This is a genomic window from Bacillus sp. FSL R7-0672, from assembly GCF_038601465.1.
Taxonomy (GTDB): Bacteria; Bacillota; Bacilli; order Bacillales; family Bacillaceae; genus Bacillus; species Bacillus pumilus.
In genome coordinates, this window is sequence record NZ_CP152010.1 from 3625470 (window position 1) to 3643122 (window position 17653).

Annotated in this window: 17 protein-coding genes; 5 read left to right on the forward strand and 12 right to left on the reverse strand. The window is 37.0% G+C overall.

Annotated features, from left to right (window positions below; translation table 11 throughout):
• Nucleotides 1–38: 38 nt before the first annotated feature.
• Nucleotides 39–515, reverse strand: a complete 477-nt coding sequence (locus tag MKY18_RS18460; RefSeq protein WP_342497635.1) for a hypothetical protein — start codon at nt 513–515, stop codon at nt 39–41.
• 178 nt (nt 516–693) lie between these two features.
• Here MKY18_RS18460 and MKY18_RS18465 point away from each other — a divergent pair, with 178 nt between their 5' ends.
• A complete protein-coding gene (locus tag MKY18_RS18465; RefSeq protein ID WP_223250661.1) occupies nt 694–855 on the forward strand; it encodes a hypothetical protein in 162 nt (53 codons plus the stop codon).
• A gap of 52 nt (nt 856–907) precedes the next feature.
• On the opposite strand, the gene bglA is transcribed toward MKY18_RS18465, so the two are convergent.
• Together bglA and MKY18_RS18475 are read right to left on the reverse strand one after the other, a co-directional pair.
• On the reverse strand, nt 908–2347 hold the full coding sequence (bglA, locus tag MKY18_RS18470; protein WP_106067523.1) for a 6-phospho-beta-glucosidase BglA: 1440 nt from the start codon (nt 2345–2347) through the stop codon (nt 908–910).
• A 9-nt stretch (nt 2348–2356) separates the two neighbouring features.
• Complete coding sequence (locus MKY18_RS18475; RefSeq protein ID WP_065097620.1) at nt 2357–4249, reverse strand: beta-glucoside-specific PTS transporter subunit IIABC; 1893 nt, start codon at nt 4247–4249, stop codon at nt 2357–2359.
• A gap of 153 nt (nt 4250–4402) precedes the next feature.
• Between MKY18_RS18475 and MKY18_RS18480 the strand changes: the two genes are divergently transcribed.
• Nucleotides 4403–5113 carry a GntR family transcriptional regulator gene (locus MKY18_RS18480; protein ID WP_044139092.1) on the forward strand — a complete coding sequence of 237 codons (711 nt, stop codon included), beginning with the start codon at nt 4403–4405 and terminating at the stop codon, nt 5111–5113.
• Nucleotides 5114–5152: 39 nt separating this feature from the next.
• Here the strand turns inward: MKY18_RS18480 and MKY18_RS18485 are convergent, their stop codons facing one another.
• Nucleotides 5153–5749, reverse strand: coding sequence for an Imm64 family immunity protein (locus MKY18_RS18485; RefSeq protein ID WP_044139091.1), 597 nt, complete (start codon nt 5747–5749; stop codon nt 5153–5155).
• Between the two features lie 173 nt (nt 5750–5922).
• On the opposite strand from MKY18_RS18485, the gene MKY18_RS18490 reads away from it, so the two are divergent.
• Entirely contained in the window at nt 5923–6819 is an 897-nt protein-coding gene (locus MKY18_RS18490) for a PhzF family phenazine biosynthesis protein (RefSeq protein WP_342497636.1), read from the forward strand.
• A gap of 40 nt (nt 6820–6859) precedes the next feature.
• On the opposite strand, the gene MKY18_RS18495 is transcribed toward MKY18_RS18490, so the two are convergent.
• Together MKY18_RS18495 and MKY18_RS18500 are read right to left on the reverse strand one after the other, a co-directional pair.
• Entirely contained in the window at nt 6860–7732 is an 873-nt protein-coding gene (locus tag MKY18_RS18495) for a LysR family transcriptional regulator (protein WP_342497637.1), read from the reverse strand.
• 8 nt (nt 7733–7740) lie between these two features.
• Complete coding sequence (locus tag MKY18_RS18500; RefSeq protein WP_126741969.1) at nt 7741–8247, reverse strand: LURP-one-related family protein; 507 nt, start codon at nt 8245–8247, stop codon at nt 7741–7743.
• Nucleotides 8248–8396: 149 nt separating this feature from the next.
• Here MKY18_RS18500 and MKY18_RS18505 point away from each other — a divergent pair, with 149 nt between their 5' ends.
• Together MKY18_RS18505 and MKY18_RS18510 are read left to right on the forward strand one after the other, a co-directional pair.
• Nucleotides 8397–8645 carry a hypothetical protein gene (locus MKY18_RS18505; protein ID WP_106042842.1) on the forward strand — a complete coding sequence of 83 codons (249 nt, stop codon included), beginning with the start codon at nt 8397–8399 and terminating at the stop codon, nt 8643–8645.
• 14 nt (nt 8646–8659) lie between these two features.
• Nucleotides 8660–8824 (forward strand): hypothetical protein, encoded by a 165-nt coding sequence (locus tag MKY18_RS18510; RefSeq protein WP_342497638.1) that lies wholly within the window; start codon nt 8660–8662, stop codon nt 8822–8824.
• Nucleotides 8825–8959: 135 nt separating this feature from the next.
• On the opposite strand, the gene MKY18_RS18515 is transcribed toward MKY18_RS18510, so the two are convergent.
• From MKY18_RS18515 to MKY18_RS18540, 6 genes are all read right to left on the reverse strand, one after another.
• Nucleotides 8960–9808, reverse strand: a complete 849-nt coding sequence (locus MKY18_RS18515; protein ID WP_342497639.1) for an MBL fold metallo-hydrolase — start codon at nt 9806–9808, stop codon at nt 8960–8962.
• 69 nt (nt 9809–9877) lie between these two features.
• A complete protein-coding gene (locus MKY18_RS18520) occupies nt 9878–11707 on the reverse strand; it encodes a hypothetical protein (protein ID WP_185108184.1) in 1830 nt (609 codons plus the stop codon).
• 183 nt (nt 11708–11890) lie between these two features.
• Nucleotides 11891–13774: a nuclease-related domain-containing DEAD/DEAH box helicase gene (locus tag MKY18_RS18525; RefSeq protein ID WP_185108186.1), complete on the reverse strand. Its 1884-nt coding sequence runs from the start codon at nt 13772–13774 to the stop codon at nt 11891–11893.
• Nucleotides 13775–14244: 470 nt separating this feature from the next.
• Nucleotides 14245–15159 carry a hypothetical protein gene (locus tag MKY18_RS18530; RefSeq protein WP_185108188.1) on the reverse strand — a complete coding sequence of 305 codons (915 nt, stop codon included), beginning with the start codon at nt 15157–15159 and terminating at the stop codon, nt 14245–14247.
• 574 nt (nt 15160–15733) lie between these two features.
• On the reverse strand, nt 15734–16981 hold the full coding sequence (locus MKY18_RS18535; RefSeq protein ID WP_185108190.1) for a hypothetical protein: 1248 nt from the start codon (nt 16979–16981) through the stop codon (nt 15734–15736).
• On the reverse strand, nt 16969–17382 hold the full coding sequence (locus MKY18_RS18540; RefSeq protein ID WP_185108192.1) for a hypothetical protein: 414 nt from the start codon (nt 17380–17382) through the stop codon (nt 16969–16971). The genes MKY18_RS18535 and MKY18_RS18540 overlap by 13 nt, the downstream gene beginning before the upstream one ends.
• Between the last annotated feature and the right edge of the window lie 271 nt (nt 17383–17653).

A 17653-nucleotide genomic window follows, 5' to 3' on the forward strand; every position in this document is an offset into this window, starting at 1 on the left:
TCCCTAAAAGATGTGTCAACTCTATTCATCGTTAATTATTATAACCCCCAAATACTTAGCTCATAATAATATTCCGTTCGCTCTATGCATAAACCAAAACGAAAATCCTCTGCGACTAAAAGAAAATCACCATATCCAGTTGAAAATTTGGTCTGCTCAAGAAGCTGATTTAAATGACTAAACACTTCACCCACATTCACTAAAAGGGCTTCAATTTCATGATCTCGAAAAAATAGTAATCTGCCTTGTGTAGGTGTTATTTTTACCTTTTTAACCATTTCCTTTAACATTTGTTCAGACTTCTCAATATGCTCTCGGTAGTGGTTTCCATGTATTTGAACTTTCTCTTCTCTTGATTGAAGGAAAGCAAAAACCTTTTGACAAAACAATTGATTTTCTTCGATATCTAAAAATGCATTTTCTGGAAGTGTCATATAGCTTAACTCGTTTATTAAATGCTTTCTTCTGCCTCTTCTTTTTAAGGTTGCGATTTTTGTTTTTGGGTTATTATTCATTTTGGTGACCTTAATATTCCCTTTCCATCTTGTATTTATCAGATACATCCTTCATTAGATAATCAATTATACCAAAACATGTAATAGAACCTATTCATATCTTTACTTCTTTTCAACCTCTGCTGCGATATGAGACAATGCTACCTAAAAACAAACCACTCTCGAAAGGAGAATCAATGTGTATAAAAGAATCATTCCTGCTGTTATGGTGATATTCGGCCTTTGGATTCTTCTTCAAATATCCTTGAACATGAAGATCTTTCACAACCCAATGAACTATTTTGTCGCCATTACCCTCTTTTTTCTTTGTATTCAGGCATTAATAAAACTTAAACGATGAAAAACCCGAACAAGCATATACCACGCTCATCCGGGCTTCTATTTTTTCTTTATTACACTTCTTCACCATTCGTGGCAATGACGTTTTGGTACCAAGAAAACGAATCTTTTTTGAGTCTCTTCATTGAGCCGTTGCCTTCGTTGTCGCGGTCAACATAGATCATGCCGTAGCGTTTTTTCATTTCACCTGTTGTGAATGACACGATGTCAATGATCCCCCAAGGTGTGTAGCCAATCAGGTCAACACCGTCGTATTCGATGGCTTTTTTCAGTGCTTCGATATGAGAAGCGAGATATTGAATTCGTTCTGGGTCATGAATGGAACCGTCTTCCTCCACTTGATCTATAGCACCAAACCCATTTTCAACGATGAAGAGCGGGATTTGATAACGATCGTAAAAACGATTCAACGTATATCTTAAGCCAGTCGGGTCAATGGACCAGCCCCAGTCACTTGATTTGATATAAGGATTGTCTACACCATGCGGAAGGGCTCCGTTGACAATGTCTCCGTCGTTATCAGACACTGCATCACTTTTAACTGTTGTCGACATGTAGTAGCTAAAGCCAAGATAATCTACTTTGCCTTTTCTTAAGCTTTCTTCATCGCCTTCTTCAAACGGAATATGATAGCCCTCGCGTTCGAATTCTTTCAGTGCATAGCTCGGATAGTAGCCCCGAACTTGTACATCTGGGAAGAAATAGCGTTGTCTCATATATTCTTCAGCAAGCATGACATCCTCTGGATTTGAGGAATACGGATAGATTGGTACGTGAGATACCATTGCACCAATTTGAAAAGCAGGATTGATTTCTTTGCCTTTTGCTACTGCCCATGCACTTGCTAGTAATTCATGATGTCCTGCTTGATACATGATTTCTTTGGCATTTTCGCCTTCTTTGACTGATACCCCTGAGTTTGTCCATAGGAACAGCGGGTTGTTGACATCCATTTTGTTATTGATTTCATTAAATGTCATCCAGTATGTGACTTTGTCCTTGTAACGATTGAAGCACACTTCAGCGAATTTTGCGAAGTATTCAGCGACTTTTCGGCTTCGGAATCCGCCGTATTCTCTTGCCAAATGAAGCGGCATCTCAAAGTGAGACAGTGTAATCACAGGCTCGATGCCATGCTTGAGCAGTTCATCAAATACATCATCATAGAATTGTAAACCAGCTTCATTCGGTTCTGCTTCATCTCCCTTTGGAAAAATTCGGCTCCAGCCGATGGATGTACGCAGGCATTTTAACCCCATTTCGGCAAACATCGCGATATCTTCCTTGTAACGATGGTAGAAATCGATTGCTTCATGGTTCGGATAAAATTTGCTGTCTTCTATCGTCTCCGTCATTTGTCTCGGTACTCCGTGGGCACCAGCTGTCATTACATCCACAACACTTGGGCCTTTTCCTGCTTCATTCCATCCACCTTCGAATTGATGTGCAGCTAATGCTCCACCCCATAGAAAATCTTTTGGTAATGTCATTATATATTCCTCCTATTTCACAATTGTTATCATGACGTCCGTTGGCTGACATGTCGATAGTTGTTCTACGATCACATCTTCGTACGCTTGTGTATTGGTGATGATGACCGGTGTGACTGTTTTTAATCCTTTGCTTTCAATGGCTTCTTGATCAAATGTCATCAACAAGTCACCCTTCTTCACCTTGTCACCTTCTTTGATCTTGAGTGTAAACGCTGAGCCATCTAGAGAAACCGTATCAATTCCTACATGAACAAGTAACTCCACACCAAATTCTGAACGAAGTCCAATGGCGTGCTTTGTTGGTGCAAGCATGACGACGCTGCCGTCAAACGGTGCATACAGCTTATTATCTGTCGGTTCAATCGCAAACCCTTTGCCCATCGCCCCAGAGCTAAATACGGCATCTGGTACTTCAGATAATGCGAGTACTTTTCCAGCAAGTGGTGCAGTGATTGTTTCTTCATTGTTCATCGAAGCATTCTTATTTTCTTCATCTTTGACAGGTGTTGTACTTGCCGTCTGTTCTACTGTATCTTCCCCATAACCAAACATTTGAATGAGCACAACTGGTAAAATCAGCGCAATTGCGACACCAATTAAGATACCGATGATCGATGTTGGATAATCTGCACTAATTCCGTTCACAATTGTCAGCGGACCAGGCAAGCCTGCATACGCAAAGTAATAAGGCGTAAAGAAGCTGGCAACAATGGCACCGGCTGCTCCAGAAATACATCCGAAAATAAATGGCTTTTTAAAACGTAAGGTAACACCGTAAATCGCTGGCTCGGTGATTCCGAAGAGTCCCGTAATTCCAGCTGACACTCCGACTTTCCGAGTTTCGCGGTTTCTTGCTTTTAAAATAACTCCTAACACTGCGCCGACCTGAGCGATAACAGCGATGGTTTGATATGCCTGGAAGGAGTCCCGTCCGTACTGTTCAAAGTTGGCGAGCACCATTGGCGTGATGCCCCAGTGAACGCCGAAAATGACAAGCACTTGCCAGAACCCACCGATAATGGCGCCTGCTAAAGCCGGTACATTTTCTGCCAAGATATTGTATCCGTTTGCAATCCCATTTGCACCTGCTGTTGAAAGAGGTCCAATTAATAGAATGGTTAACGGAACCATGACGACCATACAGAGAAATGGCACAAATAACGGTTTGACAACCTCGTGAATCCGTTTGTTTAAAAATCTCTCTACATATGAAAGAATCCACACTAAGAACAGCGGAGGCAAAACGGATGACGTATAAACAGTTTCAGATAACGCAATCCCTAAAAAGGTAACGCCTTCACCTGAAGCTACACGTCCAGCAATTTCTGTCCAAGCCGGACTAACAAGCGCTGCTGTACACGCTACGGCGATATACATATTTGTTTTAAAATGCTTGGCTGCTGTGATGGCAATAAAGATTGGTAAGAACGTAAACGGCGCCCAGGAAATAAAGCTAAAGACTTCATACGTTCCCGTTTTCGAAAAGCTTGGAAATAACAAATTAATGAGGATAAGTGCACCTTGCAAAATACCAGCTGCGGCCAAAATATACACAAAAGGCGCAAACACAGCGGACATGGTCGCAATGACACGGTTCAGTATCGTTCCTTTGTTTTCATTAGGCTGGTCATCATCCGACGTTTGGAGCTGAACAAGGCTTGAAAAATGCTCGTATACCTCACCAACATGCTGGCCGATGACGACCTGAAATTGACCGCCGTTTTCCACCACGGTAATGACGCCAGGCATCGCATTGACTGCTTCCTTGGCTTTTGGATTCGAACGTTTCAGTACCAAACGCAGACGCGTGGCGCATCTTGCGGCACTCACCACATTTTCTTCTCCGCCAACTGCCTCTAAGATGTCTTCTGCAAGCTTTTGATAATCCCTCACTTTTGACATATAACCCTCCCTTTATCACTACTAGTATATGTACATTATAATTATACCGGTACAATTTATCAATACATATATAATTTCATTTAACATATCAAAGAAAAATCGGTATGTGCTATAATCAAAGACAATAAATCGTGAAAACAAAGAGGAATGGCTATGTTAAAGTATCAACAAATTGCGAGCGATATTGAAAAATATATTGTCACCCATGAGCTACAGCAAGGAGACAAGCTTCCTGTACTCGAAACCCTCATGAGCCAATTTGCTGTGAGCAAAAGCACCATTATCAAATCATTAGACTTACTCGAAAGAAAAGGAATTATCTATCAAGTGAGGGGCAGCGGCATCTTTGTTCGAAGACACAGGCGCAAGGGCTACATCAGCCTTTTATCCAACCAAGGGTTTAAAAAAGATTTAGAGGAGTTTCAACTGACTTCAGAGGTTTTAATGCTAGACACCATCAAACCGCCCGAAGAAGCAGCGCTTAATTTGAATATTGAAGAAGATGAGGATGTTTTTTACCTCAAACGCATCCGTTATATCAATGGACAAACCTTATGTCTAGAAGAATCCTATTACCGAAAAACCATCATTCCCTATCTCAACACAGAAATTGCCGCTGATTCTGTTTTTAAATTTATCAGTGAAGGCCTTGGACTCAAAGTCGGCTTTTCCGATATGTACTTGCAAGTAGGCAAACTGAATGAAACCGAAGCAAAACACCTCGGCCTTAACCAAGACGATCCCGCTCTCCGCGTCGAAACCGTCTTTCATCTCACAAACGGCCAGCCTTTCGACTTCTCGAAAATCACATATAACTACATGCAATCCCAGTTTTTTATTCAGGCGAATAATTATTATGGGTGATGGATGGAAAAAGCCCCCTGTTATATTCAGGAGGCTTTTTTATTGTTCCCTTTCAATCTTTAAACATTCCTTCCCTCTTTTTTGAGGAGAAAGGCCATCAATTGCCACATCGCCATAATAAATGTCTATGTGACCTCCTTTGCCAATTAGAGCAACTGGAAAAGCATGCTGTTCTTGCAGGCACTTTTCGAACTCATCTGGATGAATCTCTACTTCAATTTCATGTCCAATGAAAGCATATTCAAACGTCAGCGTATGATAAAGATCCACAAGACAGCTTATGATCCCCTGTTGAAGACGAATGACATTATGAGAAACAACATCTGTCCACTTTAAAGAGATAACGAACCCCACGTAACCTGCTTCTTTTTGTATGTTGATCGTCATATCATTTAGCTTCGATCCCGATAATTCAAACTCCATATAATAACCTGAAAAGTCATCGTCTTTAATGATACTCTCTTTTATACTGTGTTCAATCCACATTTCGCCATCAGGGTCCTGACTAAACTTTACTTTGGTAATAGACATTTCTTTTTGAGCTAGATAATCAGACAATTGGCGAAAAGTATTTGGTAAATGAATGGCCTCATAAAAAACGATTCCAATATTGATGTATCCACCTATAGCTATCATGCATCCCTCGCTTTATTTTTTCTTTCATTATATTTTACTCAAACCTGTATTCTGAGAAAACTCATCCCCTTACATGAACACCTCCGATTTAAAGTATCAAAAAGATTCATTTTACGAATGCATTGATCAAACTTATGATAAACGTAACAAGATTCTATAGGAGGATTCATTATATGAGAGACATTAGAGTGTACCATGTCGATGCATTTACAACTGAGAAATTTGGAGGAAATGCTGCTGGGGTCGTGTTGGATGGTGATCTTTTAACGGAGGATGAGATGCAGAATATCGCCAAAGAGTTGAATTTACCGGAATCTGTCTTCTTGCTGCCTGCACATGATAAAGAAGCAGATTATCGGGTCAAATACTTCACACCGACAGATGAGGTCAATTTCTGTGGGCATGCGACTGTTGGATTGACTTGGCTTTTGGCGACGGAGCTTGGGCTAGCAAAAGAGAAAACTGGAGTCGTGTTAGAAACGAAGATTGGCAATGTTCCTGTTGTGTGGCACGAAGAAAATGACAAAGTCATCGATGTGGAAATGACGCAGGTGGCGCCGAAAACGCGAGATTTTATGATCGATTTAGAAGAGCTTAGTGACATGCTTGGTATCAGCAGTGACCGCATTGATCCATCTTATCCTATCAAATTAGCAAATACCGGAAACTGGCATCTTCTCGTTCCGATGAAGACCCAGAAAGACATCGATCAAGCAGCACCGAACTTAGCGGCTTTAGGGAAAATGAATAAAGAGCAGAATATCACGACGACTCACCTTTATACATTTCATACCACAAAAGAATGTGATCTTTACACGAGAGATTTTGCACCTGGAATTGGGATACCCGAAGATCCGGTGACGGGGGCAGCAAACGGAGCATTGGCTGGCTATCTTTATTTAGAGGGTATCATTTCTCAGCAAGAAATCACTCATCTGAACATTGCCCAAGGGGATGCCATCGGCAGACCTGGCATACTTCGTATCACGGTCATTCCGAATGAATCAAAGCCTGTGATCAAAGTGGCAGGCGCGGCGGTTATCACTATTCGCGGCGTGTTGACCTTATAAACCATCAGCTTGAATGGGAGACATCTCGTTCAAGCTGATTTTACTTAAATTGATCTTTGACCGCTTCGATCCATCTTTTAGCCGATGGGGATGCTGCTTTGAATGATTTGAACGCCAAGTTGATCTCACGATATACGTTTGTCTCAAGTGGAATGACTTTCGTATGAGACATCTGCGGCGGCAAAATTAATGTCGGAATGATGGTCACTCCGAGCCCTTCTTGAACCATAGAAATGAGCGCATTGTTGTCTCCAATTTCAAGCAAAACTTGAGGCTTCACGCCTCTTTCTTTTAATAATTTCTTAATGAGCAGATCACAGCCCGCTTTTGGCATAATGAATGATTCATTATGTAACGAGTCAACTTCTATCACTTTCTTCGTATGGAAGCGATGATCCTCTTGCATGAGCACCACCAATTCATCTTGGAAAAGTGGAACAGTTTCAAATTCTCTTGATGGCTGCGTTAAAAAACCAACATCAATCGTGCTAGACGCAATCCATTCCTCAATCTCCTCATAACCACCTTCATATAACTCTACTTGGATATTGGGGTACCTTTTTGTAAAGCGGTGAATCAGCTGTGGAAGCATTTTTGAAGAAAAACTGGAGAACGTCCCGATCTTGATAATCCCCACTTCCATCCCTTGAATCAACGCCGCCTCCTGCTCAAGCAATGACGCATGATGAATGATTTGCCGAATATGCGGCATCACCCGCTCACCTGCGTCTGTTAGCGACAGCCCGTTTCGATTCCGCCGAAGCAGCACAACCCCTAATTCCGACTCAAGCTTCGCAATATTATGACTGACTCCAGACTGCGTCAAACCAAGTTTCTCGCCGGCTTTTGTAAAACTGCCGCATTCGACGACTGTTAGAAATACTTTGTATTGGAATGTGATCAGTTTAGTCACCTCACTTATTAATTCGTCGTTGTCGACGACGAAGACCTAGACGCTGCTTCATCAGCCTTCACACAATCAATCGCAACAACGAGCGCAATCATCACAGGCTCCATTTCTTCTTTCAAAATATCGACCTTATAACTATCTCCCCATGTAAACCATTCCTTCTTCACCTGGCCGATCACTTCGCCGCTTTGCAGCACTTGGAAATTCATATCCCACCAGTTACCCTGCACTTCTACACCCGCAGCATCAATTGAATATTTTGCTTTAAAGAACGTAAACTCTTTTTTGATCGTCAATACCTCTTGACCACCAACTTCTACTAAAAACTTCGGTAAAAAGCTAAACATTTTCTTCGTAATCACAGCAATTTCTTCTCGTTCTGTATTCAGAATGGTGAACGTCTTCGGTATCTTCATAAAACTGCCTTCGACCAAATACACATCGTTCTCCTGCTGATCCTTTACTGTAAACCTGCCGCTCAGACTAAATACTTTCTGCTTCATGTATAGTTGCTTCATACATACCTCCGATTAAATTCAAACATTTATCAGTCTTTTATCCATTCTTTAATTACATCTAATTATACCAAAAAATAGAATGATCAAATAACATGTCAGAACTCATGCAAGTTATAATGGAAATATAAACAAAATTGTGAGGGGAACTCATGAAAAAAATCACGTTTTTTGATTGGACCATTCAATTACAAGCAAACTTAACGGCAATAACAGATCATCATGAAAAGAAGATGGTCATTTTAGAACCATCCATTGAATTAAACGGTGTGATCTGGATAGATGAAAACAACGAGCTACAAATCAAACCTACTTGGGATTGTGTCATTACAATCGATCCAACCAACAAAACTCTAACAATCCGGCAAACAGAAGAAGTATTCGGAGATTTATACGAGTGAAAACAGGAGGATTTATGAAAAAAACTACTTTTTTTGACTGGAAAGTTCACTACCCTGAACATTTAACAGCAGTCAAAGATGATACAGAAAAGAAAATGGTTTTTCTAGTACAAACTGTTGAATTCAAAGGGATTATCCGTATTGATGAGAATGATGAACTGCAAATAAAGCCGACATAGGATTGTGTCATTATTATTAATGCTAAAAATATGTCTGTCACAGTTCGTGATGCAGAGGATGTTGTAGGATTGCCATAAAAATAAAAAAGTCTCGTTTGAGGGAAATCACTCAAATGAGACTTTTTTATTTATTATTTAATACCTATTTACAAAGTACTCTATAGTTTCTAATTCATCTTCTTTCAGTTCTCTGTTCACGTACTTTTGATACTCATTCGTGATTTTCTGCTGATCTCCACCAAATAGATCAGTGTATTTCGCCATCATCCGAAGCTTGTCTCTTTCCTGACGAAACTCTTCTTTTGACCAAGGTCTTTGGTGTGAAGGAATATACGTATCGGCATCAAATGCATCTAACTCATCTAAAAGACGCAAGATTTCTTTCACCGTATAATGTACTTTTTCGGCATACATTTTCGGATAAATGCAATCACCAAGAAACAGGATTTTCTCTTCTTTCACATACACGATCACTGAATCAGCAGCATGATCGCCCCCAACATGTTGCACAACACAAGTAACCCCGCCAAGATCAATCTCCATCCGCCGGTCAAACGTGACATCTGGTAAAACCACCTGAATATCTCGATGATCCTGATATTCTTCCCTAATGGCCTTCGCGCAAAACTCAATCTCCGTTCCTTCCCTCACCCGCTCATCAATCGCCTCATCTGACCAAGAAAACGGAAGAAGCTTCTCCATTTCATTTCTGGTTTTTGCAGAAGCAATCGAAACCGTATCAGGCAGCGCTGGCAGACCAAAAATATGATCCCAATGCCAATGCGTGAGGACAACGAGATCGGGCTTGGCGTTCTCGTGCTTTAAAGTTTTTTGGATGAAATAGTTCGCATGATCTTTTGAGTTACCAGCATCGATCATTAATGTTTTGTTATTGCCTGCGACCATGCCTAGGATGGGGCGGTCGGTTCGTGATACTGGTGTGATGTAGGAGAAGGTTTGGCCTTTTTTTTTGATTGTGTGCATGGTGTTCCTGCTTTCTAATATTTTTAAGTTTTATCCCCGTTGAATTGTTATGCGCTACTTAATCAAATATTATTTCTTTAACAAATGTTTGGCTAACTTTCGATCTTCTTTATCCTTCGTCTTCACAGAAATATGTTCAATCAATTCCCTTGTGGCAGCTTGCTGCGCATATGAAAGAGGCCATTCTTTTAATACACTTAAAGCATGATACTGTAAATTTCCATCATCTGATCTAAGTGCAGCTTGAATCAATGGCAATCCTACACCTTCGTGTTCATATAAATCTTGCACAATATATTGTAGACAAGCCACTTCATCATCTGAAAGACTTGATAACGATAAATGTGTTTCTGCAAATGTACAAAGCTCTCTAATATGCTGGTGATGATTTGTGTCCATCACAGCAAAGTATATTTCACTATTTGCCGGATCTTTCTCAAGTAAAGCAAATAGATGCTCAATCACATCTAAACGATAAAAGAGAGCGATTTTAAGTGCTTGGGAGCTAAAACCCTGTTGTAACGAATCGATTGCAAACTTTGGCCATCTACTGTCATTGATAAACGGTTGAATCGCTTCCTGGATAGCCTTATAATCGTCCTGTTTCCATGAATCATTCAATCGGTCTTCCCAAATCTCATGATCATCATTTAAAAACTCATTTATTTTCAATATTGGATAAAAGTCCTCAATTGCTTGGCAGTGCTTATGAGCATGGTGAATAAAACGGCAGAGAACTGAGCTTGCATTTGGATACTCTTCTATTCCGTAGATAGAAACCTCATCTTCTAATAGTGCTTGAATGATGAGACTCGCTCCATCATATAATTCTTTGGAAATTTCCTCTTCTGATAAAGCGGTTTCTAGATCACCATTAAGAGCGCAAGTATAAGCTAAGTATTCATTCATAATTGTATTCACACAGCCCTTTATTAGTAACCATCGTTTTATTTCTGGAGTTGAGGCTTCCAATTGCTCAACAGCCGAAATTTTTCCCCATCCATCGACGGACTTTGTAAGACGCCAAACATGTTCGTTTCCTTGACTTGTGCCATTCTTCAATGCAAATACAACATAAGAAGTAAATTCTTCATGCATACCTATTGTGAATAAGAGCTCTTTGTATTTTTCGCAGTTCGTACATCCCAGTATCGTGACTGCAAATTTGACAACCTCCCGATGAGCTGCATGTTCAAGAAGCCATAACGCTTCTTGCTGTACAAGAGACTCATCCCATTGTTCATGCTGAATTCGCTCAATTAATTCACTACTGCGACTCGCCATATTGTTAGAAATGATTTTTTCATATGTTTTTTTTCTTGTTTCATTTGTAGGATGATTCAGTTGTTTTTCGAAAAGCTTCAATAGTTTCTTCACATAAAAAGGGGCAGGTCGTTCATCTACATAATAATCAGATAAACCGGGAGCCAATCGTGGTTCATTTTCGTCAAATAAAAATTCTTCATCTGGTAAACGATCGTCTACTATTTTGTGATGTGTTTGAATTTGTTGTTGAATAAAAGGGACAATTTTCTCTTTATGATCCCATGGTAGAAAGTCTAACTTTATTGAATCATCTAAAACCGTTTCATGATCTACCTTCACAATACAACGAAATCGTACATAACCGCCAAGTTTAACGGACACCTTGTGTTTTGTACCATCTTGAAGTTCCAATATCCCCGACAATTTTGAATATGGAATTATATGAGACAATACACTTTTCCGTTGTTTTCTATCAACTGTCACACCATCAATGATCAGTTGCTCTTCTTTTATTTGGTTTATAATTTCTATAGAATGCCCTTTATAATCAATTTTCCACGTTTTATTTATTTCTTTTTCTACGTCTTTTATTACGTTACGTATTTCATGTTTAAAATCAGCTTTGAAACCCATGAAAGTCTCCTTTGAGTAATTGTAGATTGAATATGTGATCGTTCCCAATACCTGCTGTAATCGTTTTTGAACTAAGTTTCCATTATATATAATACGATATTTATTACAGAGAGTCTTCTTTTCTTCTTACATGAAAAAAGGTATGGGAAATGAATGAATTCCCGTACCTTTTACTATTTAAAATTATTGATTAAATGTCGGCTCTTTTTGCTTTGCATCCTCAAAATACTGAGTAAACGAAGAGACGCCTGAATAGGATATTGATAGGTACTCTTTAGCACGAGTCATCCCTATATACATTAAAGACACTTCTTTTTCTTGATCCTCTTCATACTTTAATGGCATTAGATCAGCTTTCACAATAAAAACTGAGTGGAAGTCAAGACCTTTACTACTATCGAGAGAACATATTTTGACTGTCTCTTCCTCTGGATTGAACTTATGTTTGGTTGCACCATTTTCAGTTATCCAATTGTAAGGAATATTCTTTGTTTGAAATGCCGATTGAATCGCTGATATATAATGGTTATTATATCCCTTTATACGATATAAAATGGCCATTTCAGAGTAAGGTATGTTCTTTTCATTATGTTGATCCACTATTTGTTTAGTAATCTCCTCTATTTCTTCTTTAAAGGTATTACATCTTAAAAGCTCTACCTCTGGCCCTTTACGTTTTGTCTTCTTTGGAGGGATGATTTCGATTGTCTCTGTCTGTTCTTGTTTTAATTTAAGATCTAAAGCTCTATGGCTATCGTAAAATTTCCATCCGAAATCCACAATTTGTGACGTATTACGATAATTTATATTTAAGATTCTAGATCTACCTCTAAAATCAAGGCCCGTATCTTTCACATAGCTTCTACTTTTCCGATAGATATCTTGCGCTCTATCTTCTACTAAAAGTAAAGATTGCGTCTCTTGATCTAAGCATAAGCTGATGAGATGCAGCCAGCTCCCTTCAAAGTCCTGCCCTTCATCAATTAAAATGGCATCATACTTTACAGGAGTTAAAGCATCATTTTCTATTTTTTCAATGTAATCATCTATTTCAAGTTCTGAAATACCATGATCTTTTTTAATCCAGTGATGAAAATTTAATATTTGTATATTATTTAAATTTGGTGTTTTTCTATGATCGGATGTCTGAAAATCATCTGGTTCTGTAAATTTAGAATGAATCATTTGTTTAATATTTTGTTTCAAAGCTACATTGTAACAGAGTATTAATATCTTCCAATTCGGATGTTGTTCTGCTAACATTTTTGCTCGAGTCGCTAAGATTAAGGTTTTACCGCTTCCTGCTACTCCTCTAATTAGCCGATGTTTATCACCAATCTGTTTAGCCAAGTTTTCTTGATGCAAATCCATCGTTTTGATGTTTCGAAAAGATAATAACAGTTTTTCTTGGTATGGGACTGGTTCAACATCTGCTCCAACGCGTATTTCTTTGTATAGATGATAACGAATCCTTTCTAATTCGTCAGATGATAATGGCGTATTTAACTTGAAAGGCACATGAAACATATCAAACAATTTTTCTATTAAGATCTCAGGATCAAAATGGTCATTATCCGGATCAATCTGATCACGCGATAAAATAAAATGTGGATCAATAACCTCATATACTTTATTTTTTAAAAGTTGTTCTTCATGAAGCCGAGTGAAGACAACACCATAACCATAAGGAAACTTTAATTTAAACTGATATTTCCCTTCTGTATTGATTAAATCAATGTCTTTCTCAAGCATATCTTTTATTTTAAAAGCATACTCTCTTGATTGAACTAGGGGACTCTTCACTCTATGTAAATCACCAGAAGAATTTAAAATGCCCCAGGTATTATCGTTTAGCTCTCTTATTGTATTTTTAGTGTAATCTTTTACTTCCAAAACTAATACTCCTAAATCAGGACCAATTATCACAAAGTCTGGTCTAAACCCATTGATATTAGGCTCATAATGTACAATATACTCTTCGGGTAGATATTCCTTTAATGTTCGAAATAAAATTCGTTCTCCTGCAGTAGCAGTACTTTTAATACTTTCTGGTAATGTAATTGCCATTTATACTAACACCCCTCTATTATCCTTATACACCATATATCGGAATAATTTGGGTGTTTTAAATGATGTATAATACAATATATAGCTTTTCTTTAGTAAAGAGGGGGTGCTAGTTATAAAATAGAGGAAATCTTAAAATCAAAAAGCTCTTAGATTAATAACTTAAGAGCTTTTGTTAAAAATATTAAATTTATTCCATCAGTAGGTTTTATCTATATTTAGTTGTATTAGATACATTACATTTCCTAAAACGTCTGAAATTAATTTTAAATACTAATCTTGCCCCTCTTCATGCACGACATTTCCAAATGATGGATTTAACTATAAGATTTTGTAATAATTGAATTGAGAAAATTTAAACTTTCATTTTTCATCAATTTAAGATCATTAATTAAAAACTAACCCTATTTACAAGTTTTATTTTTGCTTAAATAGAGCCAAGAGCTCTTCTTACATATATTAATTAAAAATTATACAACTTCACTACTTTTAAGATATATATTCCCAGTTTGTGCCGCATGCCTTCTCTTTCTTATAATTAAAGATACAAAATCTATTTGATTTTCCAGCACAGCCATAAGATCGGTGCCATCCATTAATAGTATGGTACTACGGCTTACGGAATGTATTTTAACAGCATCTTCGGAAAATCCATTTATAGATAGGAATAAACCTAAAGTATTATCAAGTTTTCTATTAATCTTTCCAACAAAACTGTCTAAATCTGAGGAATCCGATAATTGATTCTTCCACTTGGCTTCAAACAAATAATCAGTACCTTCTAGAGAAAAAGCTCCATCAAGTTGTTCTCCAATATTTCTAAATGAAGCTTTAGGATCTAAATCAAATAGTTCAAATAGGTCGTATAGAACTTTCTCAAGTTCAAAGCCTCTCTTTTGATAATCCTGAGAAGTAACAAGCCTAAAATAATTTGTCTTAATTTCATCTAGTTTATTCAATACTGCTTGACTTGATCTGATTTTTTCCAGGTTTTCAAGTCTTCTCCTTTTAATTTCTTCTTCCTCTTTAATTCTCTGTGTTTGATCTTCTATTAACCTTTTAAGATCAGCAACAGCTTGCTTTGCTCTCCCTGCCTTTCTTTTTCCATCTTCAAGTTGTTCTAGGTGACGAAAACTATCCATCTTGATCACTTCGTGTATTAGTCTTCTGATATCACCCAAGTACTTTTCCTGATCACTACATAGTTCATCAATAATATCCGAGACAATTTGTCTTTTATATCCGTTCCAGTCTGAACGATTAATAATAGCAGGGTCATTTATACAGTTACTTAAAAAGCTCCTCAAGTTACTTTTATACCAGTATATACTGCATAGTGCCTCTTTTAATAGTTCGATTACGACAGCTGAAATTTTGTTCTTCATTACAAAAAACCCCCATCAAAATATCTTTCAAATGTAAGGCATCCCATAAAATTTCCTTCACACAACCTTTACAATAATTCCTAACATCAGCTGTTACAAACAATATTCTCTTTTATTTTAATACTTATTGTACTATGTACTACCTGGTACTTATTTTGGTATATTATATCGTCAGCGCGCCAATGAGCTTTTGGTAGGCTAATTAACTCTTAGTTAACTAACCCATTACTTTTATCAAACATTTCTTGGCTATTGTTTTTAGCCTTGTTACTATAAAATTCCTATTGATTTATAAGAAGATACTTAGACAATATCAAAAGCAATTACTACAATTGTTAATTGATAATATTTCAATTAGACAAATAGATAGATCCAAAACTATTTAGAGCATATAATTGGAGTTGTTTTATTTAAACTACACATAATTTACTCGTTATATCGGGAAACGGATAATGAACACACGTTTTCAAGACCTGCTTCGAATAAAAAGAATTACCACCTTACCTACAACAATTTTGCATTTACTTATGATAAGGCTCACCGTAATGCATCTAAATGAGGTTTTTCTTTTGAATCAATCAAAAGAAATATCCTGACACCATAGATATCCACTTTTTGCATTTTTAATTAAATCTTTAGTAAATATCTCTGCTGCTCTATTTTTATCTATTGCACCATCATGAAAAGCTACAGCTAAATCCAACATTAATAAAGGACCTCTCAATCCTTCATCCTTGTAATATTTCTTTACCCTTGTTTTCCCTTTATCATGAATAGCACCTTGCATAAACAAATTCTCTAATCTTAAGGCTTGCGACCTAGAAAACGTAAAATAAACATTAGCTGGTAATTTATCCTTTTCAACTTTAGATTTATTTTCAGTTTCATTTTTCTTGTTTCTCTTGTTCATTCTAGTAACCAAGTTATCTAATATATCAAAGTCCTCTGGATTTAATTTATTAGAAGCAAGTATTTGATTTGGTACTATAGAACTTAATGCTTCCTCAATATCTTTAGCATTAAGTTTTTCTAAATCAGTTGGAGATTGTTTATGACCAATTCTTTGCATTAAATTATCATAAGCATGTTTAAGGATTTCAATATATCTTCTCACATTACCATTTGAAAAGTATGCTGCTAGTATTAAACACTTATCATTTTCAAGAATGTCTAAATAATTATTGTATCCTTTATCAGATAGTAATTCTCGAATTCTATTATTTGTTATTTCTTTATAAAATTCTAAATAATCATCTGATAGCTCATCCATTGAAACATACTCCATAATTGCATCATGCCCAACATCAAAATTGAAGCTATCTCCAAAATTTTTAGAAGGATAGTATGTTATTGGAGTAGGATAAACTGATGCACAAAAATAAGCTGCGTTTTCATGCATATCATCAGTTAATGCACCTCGGATAAGCTTTAATAATCGAAAAATTTCTATTTGGGCTTCTTTACTTACTTCAGAACATTCATCAATCAATAAATAAGTATACTGATGATTCAATATGTTTTTTAATTCTAAAATAAAATTAACTAAAAAATTTGCTGCGTTACTATGTGATAAACTTTGCCCTACAAATAAAAATTCTTTTTGTTCATTTTCACTATACGTTCCACTTGCAGTTGCAGAAAAGGAACCTGTTTGTGGAACTGCTATTTTCGCTGTTGTACTAGCAGTAACACTCGATTGAGAACCGAAAATAGATTTAATATTTTCAGGATTGTAATTTAGTTCAGCAAGTAATTTCTCATTTAATTCTTTTATACGTTTGATAATTATTTCGATATTTTCACTGTTATTTAAGCCAAACATTTGTGCAATTTTTTTACCGATTTCTGAAAGTTACTATTTCCAGCTAAACGTATCTTTTCTCTATTCTGTTCAATAGTGTTAATTATCTTGGTAACAATATTAGCGTACAGATGAATTCTAAATAGTTTAACATCACTCTCAACCCACTCATGAACACTGGCTAAAGAAACATAGACAGGGAGAATTTTCTTTTCCTGGTAGGAATCTAAGCATGTTTCATTTATCATTTTTAAGATATGTGTTTTACCAGTTCCCCTAATGCCCTCAATCAAATAATTTTGCCCTGTTTCACCAAGAAACTTATCAATACTAAAACCTGGATTAGCATGCGTGTTTGGGAAAAACCCTCCCGCCTGGGCATCGTGTTTAAAGAAATCCATTTTTATGTCTACTACTGCCATTAATACACCCCTCAGCATTTTTATTTTAATAATAGCAAATAATTCTATACTTTTATTATAAACTTCATTTGCGGATTAATATCATTTCTATTGTATAATTTCTTTATTCTCTATTATCTTTAATTCACTTAGTTAATACTATTTCCGCAGCAATACTAGAAACTAAACCGACAACTGTTCCTAAAATAAAAAATGGCATTATTTTTTCACTTCATAATATCTGAAAGAAGAGACGTAGAAGCAATAATTAGATGTCCACCAGGTTTAAGTA